General features: G+C 38.5%; 16 protein-coding genes. 12 read left to right on the top strand and 4 right to left on the bottom strand.

Annotation, left to right across the window (positions count from 1 at the left end):
* Positions 1-261: 261 nt before the first annotated feature.
* The gene (locus ACB089_RS02665) at positions 262-756 is read right to left on the bottom strand and encodes a L,D-transpeptidase family protein (RefSeq protein WP_374965210.1); all 495 of its coding nucleotides are present in this window, start codon (positions 754-756) and stop codon (positions 262-264) included.
* Between the two features lie 155 nt (positions 757-911).
* Here ACB089_RS02665 and ACB089_RS02670 point away from each other — a divergent pair, with 155 nt between their 5' ends.
* The 5 genes from ACB089_RS02670 to ACB089_RS02690 all read left to right on the top strand — a co-directional run bounded on the left by ACB089_RS02670 (position 912) and on the right by ACB089_RS02690 (position 2,589).
* Entirely contained in the window at positions 912-1,184 is a 273-nt protein-coding gene (locus ACB089_RS02670; RefSeq protein ID WP_374965211.1) for a hypothetical protein, read from the top strand.
* Between the two features lie 4 nt (positions 1,185-1,188).
* Positions 1,189-1,398: a hypothetical protein gene (locus ACB089_RS02675; protein WP_374967652.1), complete on the top strand. Its 210-nt coding sequence runs from the start codon at positions 1,189-1,191 to the stop codon at positions 1,396-1,398.
* Positions 1,399-1,413: 15 nt separating this feature from the next.
* Positions 1,414-1,611, top strand: a complete 198-nt coding sequence (locus ACB089_RS02680; RefSeq protein ID WP_374965212.1) for a gamma-type small acid-soluble spore protein — start codon at positions 1,414-1,416, stop codon at positions 1,609-1,611.
* Positions 1,612-1,688: 77 nt separating this feature from the next.
* The gene (locus tag ACB089_RS02685; protein ID WP_374965213.1) at positions 1,689-1,865 is read left to right on the top strand and encodes a cysteine-rich CWC family protein; all 177 of its coding nucleotides are present in this window, start codon (positions 1,689-1,691) and stop codon (positions 1,863-1,865) included.
* Between the two features lie 142 nt (positions 1,866-2,007).
* Entirely contained in the window at positions 2,008-2,589 is a 582-nt protein-coding gene (locus ACB089_RS02690; RefSeq protein ID WP_374965214.1) for a DUF305 domain-containing protein, read from the top strand.
* Positions 2,590-2,666: 77 nt separating this feature from the next.
* On the opposite strand, the gene ACB089_RS02695 is transcribed toward ACB089_RS02690, so the two are convergent.
* Positions 2,667-3,161, bottom strand: coding sequence for a hypothetical protein (locus ACB089_RS02695; RefSeq protein WP_374965215.1), 495 nt, complete (start codon positions 3,159-3,161; stop codon positions 2,667-2,669).
* A gap of 52 nt (positions 3,162-3,213) precedes the next feature.
* Positions 3,214-3,816, bottom strand: coding sequence for a metallophosphoesterase (locus ACB089_RS02700; protein WP_368638305.1), 603 nt, complete (start codon positions 3,814-3,816; stop codon positions 3,214-3,216).
* Between the two features lie 316 nt (positions 3,817-4,132).
* Between ACB089_RS02700 and ACB089_RS02705 the strand changes: the two genes are divergently transcribed.
* The 7 genes from ACB089_RS02705 to ACB089_RS02735 all read left to right on the top strand — a co-directional run bounded on the left by ACB089_RS02705 (position 4,133) and on the right by ACB089_RS02735 (position 12,554).
* Positions 4,133-5,629, top strand: coding sequence for a class I adenylate-forming enzyme family protein (locus tag ACB089_RS02705; protein WP_374965216.1), 1,497 nt, complete (start codon positions 4,133-4,135; stop codon positions 5,627-5,629).
* A 224-nt stretch (positions 5,630-5,853) separates the two neighbouring features.
* The gene (locus tag ACB089_RS02710) at positions 5,854-6,840 is read left to right on the top strand and encodes a C39 family peptidase (RefSeq protein ID WP_374965217.1); all 987 of its coding nucleotides are present in this window, start codon (positions 5,854-5,856) and stop codon (positions 6,838-6,840) included.
* Positions 6,841-7,044: 204 nt separating this feature from the next.
* Positions 7,045-8,277 (top strand): ATP-grasp domain-containing protein, encoded by a 1,233-nt coding sequence (locus ACB089_RS02715; protein ID WP_374965218.1) that lies wholly within the window; start codon positions 7,045-7,047, stop codon positions 8,275-8,277.
* Complete coding sequence (locus ACB089_RS02720; protein ID WP_068986337.1) at positions 8,274-8,975, top strand: aspartate/glutamate racemase family protein; 702 nt, start codon at positions 8,274-8,276, stop codon at positions 8,973-8,975. The genes ACB089_RS02715 and ACB089_RS02720 overlap by 4 nt, the downstream gene beginning before the upstream one ends.
* A gap of 232 nt (positions 8,976-9,207) precedes the next feature.
* The gene (locus ACB089_RS02725) at positions 9,208-10,356 is read left to right on the top strand and encodes a DEAD/DEAH box helicase (protein ID WP_374965219.1); all 1,149 of its coding nucleotides are present in this window, start codon (positions 9,208-9,210) and stop codon (positions 10,354-10,356) included.
* 1 nt (position 10,357) lies between these two features.
* A complete protein-coding gene (locus ACB089_RS02730; protein ID WP_374965220.1) occupies positions 10,358-11,587 on the top strand; it encodes an aminopeptidase in 1,230 nt (409 codons plus the stop codon).
* A gap of 22 nt (positions 11,588-11,609) precedes the next feature.
* Positions 11,610-12,554: an SGNH/GDSL hydrolase family protein gene (locus ACB089_RS02735; protein WP_374965221.1), complete on the top strand. Its 945-nt coding sequence runs from the start codon at positions 11,610-11,612 to the stop codon at positions 12,552-12,554.
* 14 nt (positions 12,555-12,568) lie between these two features.
* Here ACB089_RS02735 and ACB089_RS02740 read toward each other — a convergent pair whose 3' ends face one another.
* Positions 12,569-13,012 (bottom strand): hypothetical protein, encoded by a 444-nt coding sequence (locus tag ACB089_RS02740; RefSeq protein WP_374965222.1) that lies wholly within the window; start codon positions 13,010-13,012, stop codon positions 12,569-12,571.
* Positions 13,013-13,039 lie beyond the last annotated feature (27 nt).

A 13,039-nucleotide genomic window follows, 5' to 3' on the forward strand; every position in this document is an offset into this window, starting at 1 on the left:
CATAATGTTCCGATAAAACTAAAAAACATTCCGATAATTCTACATAACATTCCGATAAAATATTAGGAATGTTTTTAGATTCATTTCTGTTGCGAATTTCCTTGTCCATCTTTTCTACGACATGAGGCTGGGACATAAGTATATTTTTCAAGCGAAATTAAAAAATTTTACATCAGAAAAGCGAGGGAAATCAACGTTTCTAAAATTGATTTCCCTCGCTTTTTAAGGTTTTAACCAGTTATGTCCTAGCCTCTGTTGATTTTAAGGATGGATAAAAACGCCAGTGCCAATTGGAACAATGCGTGCAAGTTCTTCGACATCCTGATTATGCATGCGAATACAGCCACGTGAAACTGCATGACCAATAGAGCTAGGATCATTGGTTCCATGAATACCATAATGCTCTTTAGATAAACTCATCCACATTGTCCCAAACGGACCTCCAGGGTTTGGAGCCTTATTAATAATAATAAAATTGCCAATAGGCGTATCGTGTAACATTCTACCAACTGCAATTGGGTATTGTTTTTGAAGAATATTGTCTTTATATAACCGTAGCCAACGATTTTCAGTAGAAATATCAATTTTATAAGGGATTGTATTTGGATCAGGAAACCCAGGTATAACAATTTGTTGTCCGATATAAAGTACATTTGGATCTATCCCTGGATTAGCTGCAATTATGGACGATAGTGGTGTTCGGTAATCTCTAGCTATTTGAGACAATGTTTCTCCTGCTTTAACTGTATGGATCACAATCATCACCTCCAAAAAATAGTTGCTTTAATATAGGTTATGCATGACCTATAGAAAATACCGAAAATATTTTTTTGAGGATAGCAACTGCAGTTAGTTGGATATGATAAGCGGTAAACAAACGTCAAATCCAGTAATTGAGGAGCTATTTATAAGTGAAGGAATTTAAAATTACTTATTTCTTTGATGAAATGCATTATGTAAGAAGATTTATTCATATCGAATCACAAGAAAAAGCAGAGGCTTTAGTTCGAAGTGAACGAGATCAATATATATCCTTTACAGATAGTAGAGGGATTTATCATGAGTTGCATCCAGGAAATGTTCGGGTCATTCAAATCTCTGAATATCACCGCGTCAATAAACTGCAAAAACGAAAGCCACATAACCTGTTCAACATTGCTCATACTATGGATAAAGGAGTGTGAAATGATGGACATAGAAAACGTACCACATGAGAAAAAGGTATTTATGAATTTAGCAAGCAAGAACAAACCAGACATGGTTGAATCAGATACTATTAGTCTTTTCGATTTACATGAAGATATGCAAACAGTAGATGCTATACCGATTAAAGAGCTAAATAAAAAAGTGAAAAGAGAAGGCGATGAATTAATCGAAATGCAGCCTGATGAATTATAGAAAGTAGGGATTTGTATGACTGAACATAACGAAGATCAGTTTACTGCTGTTGGAACAGATATTGATGAAGTTAAAAGAAAAAATGCAGAAGCTGGTTTATCTTACAATGAAGTAAAAAAACTGCTAGCCCAAAGTGGTGGGGTTGGTACAGCAATATATAGTGATACGAACAAGGAAGAAGTAAAGCAACAGATTCATGGGAAAAAGCAATAAGCTATTATGGGAGGAGTATAAAATTGAGTACTCCTCTATTGTTACTTTACAATGTAGAAATGTAGGGAGGTGTAAGAATGGAGGGAAATTGTTGCCCGTTATGTGGACAAGAAAATCATTGTGGAGTAGCGAAAGGGCAAAACAATTGCTGGTGTATGACAGAAAGTTTTCCTGAGAGAATTTTTGACGCAGTGCCTCAAGAGCATAATAAATGTATATGTCAAAAATGCTTGGATACATATAAAGAAGAATAGTTCGTTTTTGTGGCAAAAGCACATTGCCAGCCATAAAATACTTCTATCAAAAACGATGGGGGATAAATGATCATCAGTTGGTACAATTGTCTACCACACTACAACCGATCAGGCATACATTACTCTGAAAGGAGTGTGTCTAATGGCTAAACCAATTGAACTCAGTAATGTTACACAGGCTTATTTAGCGGAATACCAAAGGATTCTCGATAAAATGATTCAGGGCATGACCTATGTGACCCTTACCTGTAGCATTTCAGAAAATTTTATTAAGCAAATTTTACCACATCAAGTAGCGGCTATTAAAATGTCAGAAAATGTTTTGCGATACACAACAAATATACCTGTACAAAATCTTGCATTAGAAATAATAGAAACAAGTGCAGAGATTGTTGAATGTTTAGAAGCGATACAAAATAGATGCTGTATCGTGCAAAATTCAGAATATGAATTGTACGAATATATGTGCGCCTATAAAGAAATTACGGAAGCTATGTTCAAGGCAATGAGCTTACCACCAGTTTCTAATAACATTAATATAAACTATCTTCGAGAAATGATTGTTCACCATCAGGGAGGAGTTCGACTAGCGCAAAATGTTTTAAGGTTCTGTATTTGCCAAGAATTAATACCAATCCTGAAAAATATGATTCAAACGATGTGCGATCAAATTTGCGACATGGAAAAATTACTCGATGCTTTACAGGACTGTGAATATTGCTAGTTTGGTGAAAAACGCTAGAGTCGAAGTCGATTTTAGCGTTTTTTTGTGGATGTGATGATTTACAAAAAGTAGGCGCATCACCATAACGTGTGGTTGATGTCCGTTCCGACTGGACGCTTTGTCGCTGCCGCTTCGCTTTCGCGCAGATAAAACATTTGTCGCTGTCGCTTCGCTTTCGCGCAGATAAAACATTTGTCGCTGTCGCTTCGCTTTCGCACAGATAAAACATTTGTCGCTGCCGCTTCGCTTTCGCGCAGATAAAGCATTTGTTGCTGCCGCTTCGCTTTCGCACAGATAAAACATTTGTTGCTGCCGCTTCGCTTTCGCACAGATAAAGCATTTGTTGCTGTCGCTTCGCTTTCGCACAGATAAAAAATTTGACGCTGTCGCTTCGCTTTCGCGCAGATAAAGCATTTGTTGCTGCCGCTTCGCTTTCGCACAGATAAAACATTTGTTGCTGTCGCTTCGCTTTCGCACAGATAAAACATTGTCGCTGCCGCTTCGCTTTCGCACAGAGCAAAGCTTCCTGGGGGCGTCCGATGAGCCGCTTCGCTAGCGCTCCAGGGTCTCATCTGCGACGCTACGGTAAGCAAGGCAATTGTCGTATGTAGACTTACGTGAATCTTAAACGCGAACCTTATTGACAGAAGGAACGCACATAAATGTTACTGTTCGTTTATCACTATCATAGAGACACCACTCACGGTGATCGACGACAGAGCCAACGTTGATGCCGTAGTGCTTTTCTTGTAATGCGATCGGTTGGCCAAAGCGAATATGAATAGGTAGCTTTTTATTTTGATGATAAATACCTGACTCATGACTATGTCCGAAGAAAAGAAGCGGTTTTTTGAATAGGGGAAATGTAGGCTGCCATGTCACATTCCATTGAAATTGATGTCCGTGCATAAGTGTTGCACCATCAATTTCGATTGTTTCAGGTAGTTCTGTAAAACGTTTGATGCCCGTTACATGTGTAATACGCTCCTCTTGATTGCCACGAATAGAGGGGAATGTTAGTAGCTTTTCAAAATCATTTTCCACTATTGCAGCTTTTTGTAGCGGTAAATCGGACAGTATTTGTGCCTTTTTTTTACTGACAGTACATTCATATAAATCACCTAATCCTAATATCCTTGCATCTTTCGCAGTTTGCTGAATATGGGCTAAAACTGCCTTCGTATCTTCTATATTAGAATGTAAATCTCCTAAAAGTGCATACAGCATTTTAACCATGCCTTTCCTAAAAATATGTACAACTATCATACACCTAACAGAACTTAATAGAAACGTAAAATGTCTGGTTCATCACCATAACGTGTGGTTGATCGCCATTCCGACTGGTGCTTAACAAAATGTTATCTTTAACTTTCTGTGATGAGACTCATATTTTTCTGATGTGTAGAAAAATTGCTAACTTTTTCATAGCTTGATAAAATGTAAGTATAATTTTCTGAATTTTCGTATTATCGTAATGGTTATTCTTTTATGGAGATTCTACGCAATATGAGGGTTATGCATATTAAAAATTGGGGGGCTTTTGATGACGATGTTAATGACAGAAATTGTTCAAAATTACGCTAAACAACAACCACAAGGAATTGCAACGTTATACGATGGCAAAAAGATGAGCTATAGTGATTTTTATAAATGTGCAGAAAAGTTTGCAGCGTACTTACAAGAGCAGGACTATGAAAAAGATGATGTGATTGCACTCTATACGCTTAATTCAGATTTATTTTTAATCGCTTATATTGGTGTTCAATTAGCTGGATTTGTGGTGATGCCTATTAATACAAAATTAGCTGCCCCAGAGGTCGAATTTATTTTTAACCATTCAGAAGCTAAAGGTCTTATTTATGATGAAAGATTAGAAGATATACTCGCAGATATTTCATATCCATTTCAACATGTTGTAGGGTTTAAAGAAATGAAAGAAGTTATTAAGAACTATACAGGTCAAAGGCAAGTTGTCAATTTGGAGCCTCATGATACAGCGGTTGTTATGTATACTTCTGGGACGACTGGTAAACCAAAAGGCGTTATGTTAACACATCAAAATATTGTATCCTCAGCGGAAATATGGTCGTCATCTATGAATATGACCAATGAGGATAGAATGTTTATTTGTACGCCTTTATTTCATTGTGCAGGGCTTCATGTATTTGCGATGCCGATGTTTTATAAAGGCGGTACTATTGTTATTGAAGAGGCTTTTTCTCCGACTAATACATTAGAACAGCTTGCTACGACAGCAGCGACAATTTTCTTTGGTGTTCCGTCCATGTATACGATTATTTTAAATACACCTGACTTTAAGGAACATACATTTGAAAATTTACGTTTATTAGGTTATGGGGCAGCACCGATGCCATATGAACTTGTTAAGCAAGTGAAAGAGTCATTCCCTAATGTGAAAGTACAAAACCTATATGGACAGACTGAAAATTCTCCTGCTGCTACTTCCCTTTTAGATGTCGATGCATTGACAAAGATTGGATCAGTCGGAAAACCATTAGCACAGACAGACGTCCGTGTTGTCGATAGCTTTGGTGAAGCTGTACCAGCAGGTGGAGTAGGGGAAATTTGTGTCAGAGGACCACAGGTGATGAAAGGCTATTTACGTAATCCTGAAGAAACAGCGAGAACAATTAAAGATGGCTGGCTCTATTCAGGAGATTTAGGACGTTTTGATGAAGAAGGCTATCTCTATATTGTCGATCGTAAAAAAGATATGATCATTCGTGGTGGCGAAAATATCTACCCTATCGAGGTAGAAGAGGTTTTATATCAACTGCCAGAAATTTTTGAAGCTGCAGTTGTAGGTTTACCACATGAAGTATATGGTGAGGTTCCGAAAGCATTTGTCGTTTTAAAGGAAGGAAAGTCCCTTGATGAAGAGGCGATATTGGCTTATTGTCGGACTCAGCTGGCGAAATATAAAGTGCCACATGAAATTGAATTTTTAGAAGAATTGCCACGTAATGCTTCTGGTAAAGTGTTAAAGCATACATTGCGTCCAAAAGTAAGCACGCTCTAAATTGAGCATGTAAAATGTGAAACTCGAAAGTAGCAAAATCAGTAATACCTGGATTGCTCATCTGCTGAATGAGGGCTAAAACCTGAGTCATTTTTTTACATGTAAAGGGTGAACCAAGTTAAAATAGGAACGTCTATGAAACTAGCGTATAATAGAGTCTACGACAAATTGAAATAATAGAAGTGAAGTGATTATCTTCAAACTGGATAGGAGCGGAATTTGTCTTGTGGACGAGGGATAAACGCCTTTTACTAATAGGTCTTATGATAACCATGCTACTTTCGAGCTGCAATCAGTTTTCTCAGCAAGAAAGGCAAAAAAATGAATTAACTGTATTAACGGTAGAGTTTAATAGTGGTGCACCGATTCCTAACCTTTACGTAACTGCCACAGATGTAGAGAAAGGTGAAATCGTTGAGGATGTGGTTGGCTCTGATGAGGGAGAAGCGAAATTTTCGAAACTGAAAGAGGGACGGGAATATGCTATTGCTGCAACTACTATTGATAATAGTGCGAAAAACGATGGCTATACGACAATCGAACATTTTACGTATGATTCAACAAAGCCATATTATCGATTGCAAACACATTTTTCAAGGGATGAGCAGGAGCTAGATGTACCAGTTGTTATGCAAAATCCTGAACTACCGCATGGCTGTGAAATAACATCGTTAACAGCTGTTTTAAATTATTATGGTATGAATGTTACGAAGCTTGAAATGGCTGATAAGTATTTACCAAAGCAAGATATACGTATCGTAGGAGGACAACGCATTGGTCCAAATCCAGACCAGGCTTTTGCAGGCAATCCGAGTAATAAAGATGAGGGTATGTATGTCTTTGCAGCTCCAATTGTAAAAGCGGCAGAAGCAGTAATAGCAGATAAAAAGGCAGATTTACGTGTCACAAATATGACTGGTGCTTCACAGGAAGAAATATTACAGCTTGTCCGTGAGGGGGTACCAGTTGTGACATGGGTGACATTAGATTTATCAACACCCAAAACAAGCTCAACTAAGGGCTGGATTTATGAAGGTGAAACGGAATCGCGTAAAGCGTATATGAACTTACATGCTGTTGTCTTAACAGGGCATTTAGGAGATAAAGTAGTTGTTATGGACCCATTAAAAGGCTATGTCACGTATAATGTGAATCAATTTTTTAAAAGCTATCAAGAGTTAGGTAAACAAGCTGTAGCAGTTCATAAATAGATTCAAGGGAGTTATCAGGAGTACAAGGAAAGTATGTTACACTAATAAAAAAGGCCCATCACCAAAAGTTAGGGAAGATAATTATTTAAATGAATACCGTGTACAGTGAAGGCTAGGTGCCCCCAAGAAAGCGCCTAGTCGGATCGGAAATCAACCCCACGTTATGGTGATCAGCCTAAAAAAAGCTAAAGTGAGTTGAGCAGAATGGCCATTGAGCACGCTTTTTTACCGGTTTTATTAGGAGATGAAATGAATGCTTACGGCATGGCGAGAGCATTTTACGAGTCATATGGAGTTAAACCACTAGCATTAAACCATACAAATATGGAGAAAATACAACAGAGTGACTTATTAACATTTCATGAAGTACCGAGGCTTCATATTGATGAAAGATTTGTAGTTGCATTAAAGGCAATTGCTGAGGAATATGCAGGTAAAAAACTACTGTTATTAGCCTGTGATGAATTTTATGTGAAGAAAATTGTCCAACATAAAGAGGAACTAGCTAAATATTTTGTCGTTCCATATGTTGATGCCAAACTTGCTAATCAGCTATTAACACGTGAGAGTATGTATGAACTTTGTGCGGATTTTGGTTTTCAATATCCAGCGATGCATGTTTGCACAGTGAATGATTATGAGGAATTTGATATACCTTTTGATTATCCGGTTGTCATTAAGCCTTTGAATATGACAAAGTATGCGTCATGTATTTTCCCTGATAAGAAAAATGTGTATATTGCACGCGATCATGAGGAAAAGGATGCCATTTTCCATGCGATTTATAAAGAATCGGCATACCGAGATGACTTAATGATCCAGCAATATATTCCTGGCGAAGATGCGAAGATGCGTGTCGTAAATGCTTATGTTGGACAAGATGGTAAGGCAAAGCTACTTTCTATAGGTAACCCAATTTTAGAGGAGCATTCTCCAGAAGGTATTGGACGCTATGTAGCAATTATGACGACATATGATAAGGATTTAATGGATTGTGTGAAATCGTTTCTGGAGGAAATACAGTTCCAGGGATTTGCTACGTTGGATATGAAGTATGATGAACGTGATGGTCAATATAAATTATTAAGTATTGAATTACATAATGAGCTTTCGAATTATTATGTGACAGCAAGTGGCTATAACTTAATGCAATATGTTGCCGATGATTTCATTCGCGGTAGCAAGCAACAGCTAACATATGTGCAGAACAAGCATCTTTGGACAATTGTGCCAAACGGTGTACTCTTTAAATATGTACAAAATGAACAACTGGTGATAGAAGCAAAAAGTCTTATTCGCCAAGGACTTGCAACAGATTCTATTTTTAATTATAAGGATATGAATGCCAAACGTTGGTTGAATGTAACGATCGATAATTTAAGCTTTTATCGCAAATATAAGAAATATTTTAACAACAAAGGTCTGTCTAACTCATGAAAAAACAAACTTTAGGTATAATTGGTGGCGTTGGTCCACTTGCAACAATGTTTATTGGTGAAATGATTGTAAGACGTACGAAGGCAACGAAGGATCAGGAGCATCTACATACAATTATTGATAATGATACGAATATCCCAGATCGTACTGCCTTTATTTTAGATAATACAAAGGAAAATCCAGTTCCAGTGATAGTCGCAGATGCTAAAAAGCTTGCTTCTGTTGGAGCAGATATGATTGCTATTCCGTGCAATACGGCACATACCTTTTATGATGATATCGTTGAAGGCTCCCCAGTTCCCGTTTTGCATATGATTCGTGAAACGGCAAAGCGTGCCTATGACTTAGGGGCAGAGCGTGTCGGCATTTTAGCGACAACAGGTACATTAACTTCACGCATGTATCAAGATGCGTTAGAGGAATTTGGTATAACACCAGTTGTCCCAGACGATACTATGAAAGAAAAAGTTATGTCTATCATTTACGATTACGTAAAGGCTGGAAAGGATGTCTCTAAGGAGGATTGGCAGCCGATAGAAGAGGCGATGCTTGCACTTAATTGTGATCGTATCGTGTTAGGGTGTACAGAATTATCTATCGTCAATCGGGATTTAAAGTTAAGTGATAAATATATTGACTCATTAATTGTTTTAGCAGAACGCGCTATTTTAGCATGTGGCTATGACATAGTAGGGTAACAATTGAATGATTCAAATAAAATCTGCTCGCTTTTCGCGGGTAAGCCTCTAGCCTTTAAGACAGCTCAAGTGAAAGGGTTTTAGAGCTTACAAATACCGTGTATGAGTGAGTAGATTTATTTGTTTAAAGAATTTTTATTGAAACGATTAAACAATGGTTTACGTACATATGAAGTAGGAAAATGATTAGTGTGTTAAACTAGTGTCAAGCAGATAGAAGGTGGGAAATTACATGTCAGTAATAAATTTATTAAATGAAGATTTACAAGCAAAATGGAAATTTGAAGAACCGATGAAAATTCAAGAAGAAATGATTCCAGCAATGCTTGAGGGCAAAGATATTGTAGCTGAATCGCCGACAGGATCGGGTAAGACTTTAGCTTATGTACTGCCTTTACTAAATAAAGTAAACGGCTCAAAAAAACAAACACAAGGACTTATCGTAGCCCCATCACAGGAGCTAGCAATGCAAATTGTAGAGGTTATCCGTGAATGGACAGCAGGTTCTGATATTACAGTTCAACAACTAATTGGTGGTGCAAACTCTGCACGTCAAATCGAAAAGTTAAAGAAAAAACCGACAATCGTTGTAGGAACACCTGGTCGATTAAATGAGTTAGCGCGTGCTGGAAAATTAAAGCTAAAAGAAATTGAAACAGTCATTTTAGATGAGTGTGATCAGTTACTTAGTCGTGAATATCGTGTTGTCGTAAAATCCTTTATCGAAGGTTCAGCATTTGGGCGTCAAGTAGTTGTTGTTTCTGCAACAATTACCGAGGAAATTGAACTAGTGGCTAGTCGCATGATGTTCGAGCCAGTACGCTTCAAAATTAAGCCTGAAGATATGTTAAAGGTTGGTAAAGTTGTACACTCTTTCGTGAAAGTGGAGGAGCGAGATAAAACCGATTTCCTACGCCGACTATCGCATACGGAAGGATTACGTGCATTAGCTTTCGTCAACAATATTGATCAATTGCTGATGAAAGAAACGAAATTACAATACCGCTCTGCACCGATTGTGACATTACACTCTGACATGAAAAAAGAAGAACGTAAAAAAGCGTTAGATGCTTTCCGTAAAGGAGAGGCGCGTATTTTAATTGCGACAGATATTGCTGCACGTGGTTTAGATATTGCAGGTTTAACACATGTTATTCATGTCGATGTCCCACGAACAATTGAACAATATTTGCATCGTTCTGGCCGCACAGGTCGTGCTGGAGCAGATGGAGAAGTATTGACATTATTATCTTATCGTGATGAAAAAACGTATAAAAAATGGACAAGAGAAATTCCTGGCAAGCCTGTGCAAAAAATATGGCACGATAGCAGTCTAGTGGAAGGTAATTCAAAAACAATTGGACAGAAGCGAGGGAAATAATATGACTTTTGAAGAAAAATTACAAGCATACGCAGAGCTTGCAGTAAAAGTTGGTGTCAATATTCAGCCAGGGCAATACTTATTAGTCAATACATCAGTGGAAGCACTGGACTTTGCACGTTTAGTTGTGAAAGAGGCTTATAAGGCTGGAGCAGGTCGTGTCCATGTAAACTTATCAGATGATGAAATGGATCGTGCTTATTTTGAGCATGCCTCAGATGAGGAATTTAATCGTTTCCCTGAATGGGTAGTTAAAATGCGTGATGAGCTGATTGAACGTAAAGGGGCGCTATTATGGATTGATGCTGCAGATCCTGATAAATTAGCAGGTATTCCAGCAGACCGTCTAGCAACACATCAAAAGGTATCAGGAGCTGCACTGAAAAACTATCGCAACGCCGTAATGAAGGATCTAATAGCTTGGTCGATTGTTGCTGTACCTTCTCCTAAATGGGCAGCGAAAGTATTCCCGAACTTAGGTGTTGAAAAACAAGTACCAGCACTATGGGAAGCTATTTTTAAAACGGTTCGTATCGGTGATGGGAACGCTGTTGAAAACTGGCGTGAACATGTAAAGAATTTAGAATCTCGTGCAGCCCTACTAAATAGTAAAAAATACGCGAAGCTTCACTATACAGCACCAGGCACTGATTTAACAATTGCGTTAGCGCCACAGCATAAATGGCTTACTGGAGGTAGTAAAACGCCAGATGATACGGTCTTTATTGCTAATATGCCAACGGAAGAGGTTTATACGTTACCGCTGAAGCAAGGTGTAAATGGTTATGTCAGCAATTCAAAACCATTAGTTTATCAAGGGAATATTATTGATGGCTTTAAACTGACATTTGAAGAAGGCGAAATTATTAAGGCTGAAGCACAGGTAGGACATGATTTATTACAGGAGCTTATTCATGTAGATGAAGGTTCTTGCTATTTAGGTGAGGTAGCACTTGTACCACATGAATCACCAATTTCAGCATCAGAAATTTTATATTTTAACACGTTATTTGATGAAAATGCATCGAACCATTTAGCGATTGGCGAAGCTTATCCAACTTGCTTGGAGGGTGGAAGAGATTTGGAAAATGGACAGCTTGAAGCATTAGGAGCAAATATTTCAGTAACACATGAGGACTTTATGATTGGCAGTGGTGAAATGGACATTGATGGTATTTTACCAGATGGAACTGTAGAGCCAATTTTCCGCAAAGGTAGCTGGGCATTTTAAGTAAAGGACAGGAGTTGAGCAGATGAAACGATTACTAAGCTTAATTGGTACAGTTGTACTTACGATGGTATTTGGTGTTTCATCTGCTTTTGCTCAGAGTGAAAACTACCTGTCAATTGGCGATTCATTGGCGGCTGGTCAAACACCTTATCGACAGATTGATACAGGCTATAGTGATTTAATCGCCATGAGATTAGGGATGACTGGGCAATTGAGTTTCTATACGAAGGAGCTCGCTTTCCCAGGTTTCACTACAGCTGATGTTTTGAAACGAGTAAAATCAGAGGAAGCAAGTGATTTATTAGCCAATGCAACGCTTATCACTGTTTCGGCAGGTGCCAATGATTTACTACGTCTCGTACAGGTCAACCCGACTGCGGGCACATTAGCCTTTTCACAGCTACAAACAGATTATGCATTAAATATTGTCAGAAAAAATATGGTAGAAATTTTAGAGGAATTGAAAGTGCGAGCGCCTAAAGCAAAGATCTTTGTCATGGGCTATTATTTTGCCTATCCCAATGTGCACGCTACGCAGAAAGAAGGCACAAATGCACAGCTCATCAAGCTAAATACGATTTTACAGCAACAGGCAGAGCATGCTGGTGCAACTTTTGTAAACGTCTATGATGCTTTCGGGTTAAACGCGACGAACCTTTTACCTAATATCTCTGATGTACATCCAAATTTTGAAGGCTATCGTCAAATGGCTAATGCATTTTTACATGAATATAGTGGCAGTAACGCACTAGCTATTTCTTCAAATGAATTGCCGAAGCCAAACCCGATATCATTTGAGCAGATTTTAGAGCAGCAAGAGAAGGCTGAGCAGAAAAAAGAACAAGAAAAAGAAAAAGAAAAAGAAAAAGAAAAAGAAAAAGAACAACCAAGTCCTGCTGCAAGCATCATTCAAGGTTTTACTGGATATGCTGCTTTTATGGAAAAGGTTAGAGCAATTCTATCATAAAGAACATTTCAATATTAAATATTTACAATAGGGCATCGGCAATGATGCTCTTTTTTATGTAAATCGATAAAAGTGATGGATAGAATCTCAGGACGACGGATAGAATCGATGGAGTGACGGAAAGAACCTCTGGAACGACGGAAGGAATCGCCGAAGCGACGGAAGGAACCCTCAAAGCGACGGAAAGAGTCGAAGCGACGGAAAGAATTGTCGGTGTGACGGAAAGACCCCATAGAACGACGGAAGGAATCGCCGAAGCGACGGAAAGAACCCTCAAAGCGACGGAAAGAGCCGAAGCGACGGAAAGAATTGTCGAAGCGACGGAAAGACCCCACAGAACGACGGAAGGAATCGCCGAAGCGACGAAAGGAACCCTCAAAGTGACGGAAAGAACCGAAGCGACGGAAAGAATTGTCGAAGCGACGGAAAGAATTGTCGGTGTGACGGAAAGACCCCATAGAACGACGGAAGGAATCGCCGAAGCG

Origin of the sequence: Lysinibacillus sp. RS10 (assembly GCF_041956855.1) — a bacterium.
Lineage (GTDB): Bacteria > Bacillota > Bacilli > Bacillales_A > Planococcaceae > Lysinibacillus > Lysinibacillus xylanilyticus_A.

Bases quoted from the DNA above. Each gene is read 5' to 3' on its own strand.
- ACB089_RS02675 (WP_374967652.1), top strand. From the start codon at position 1,189: ATGGACATAGAAAACGTACCACATGAGAAAAAGGTATTTATGAATTTA.
- ACB089_RS02680 (WP_374965212.1), top strand. From the start codon at position 1,414: ATGACTGAACATAACGAAGATCAGTTTACTGCTGTTGGAACAGATATT.
- ACB089_RS02685 (WP_374965213.1), top strand. From the start codon at position 1,689: ATGGAGGGAAATTGTTGCCCGTTATGTGGACAAGAAAATCATTGTGGA.
- ACB089_RS02690 (WP_374965214.1), top strand. From the start codon at position 2,008: ATGGCTAAACCAATTGAACTCAGTAATGTTACACAGGCTTATTTAGCG.
- ACB089_RS02695 (WP_374965215.1), bottom strand. From the start codon at position 3,161: ATGAGACCCTGGAGCGCTAGCGAAGCGGCTCATCGGACGCCCCCAGGA.
- ACB089_RS02700 (WP_368638305.1), bottom strand. From the start codon at position 3,816: ATGCTGTATGCACTTTTAGGAGATTTACATTCTAATATAGAAGATACG.
- ACB089_RS02705 (WP_374965216.1), top strand. From the start codon at position 4,133: ATGACGATGTTAATGACAGAAATTGTTCAAAATTACGCTAAACAACAA.
- ACB089_RS02715 (WP_374965218.1), top strand. From the start codon at position 7,045: ATGGCCATTGAGCACGCTTTTTTACCGGTTTTATTAGGAGATGAAATG.
- ACB089_RS02720 (WP_068986337.1), top strand. From the start codon at position 8,274: ATGAAAAAACAAACTTTAGGTATAATTGGTGGCGTTGGTCCACTTGCA.
- ACB089_RS02725 (WP_374965219.1), top strand. From the start codon at position 9,208: ATGTCAGTAATAAATTTATTAAATGAAGATTTACAAGCAAAATGGAAA.
- ACB089_RS02730 (WP_374965220.1), top strand. From the start codon at position 10,358: ATGACTTTTGAAGAAAAATTACAAGCATACGCAGAGCTTGCAGTAAAA.
- ACB089_RS02735 (WP_374965221.1), top strand. From the start codon at position 11,610: ATGAAACGATTACTAAGCTTAATTGGTACAGTTGTACTTACGATGGTA.
- ACB089_RS02740 (WP_374965222.1), bottom strand. From the start codon at position 13,012: ATGGGGTCTTTCCGTCACACCGACAATTCTTTCCGTCGCTTCGACAAT.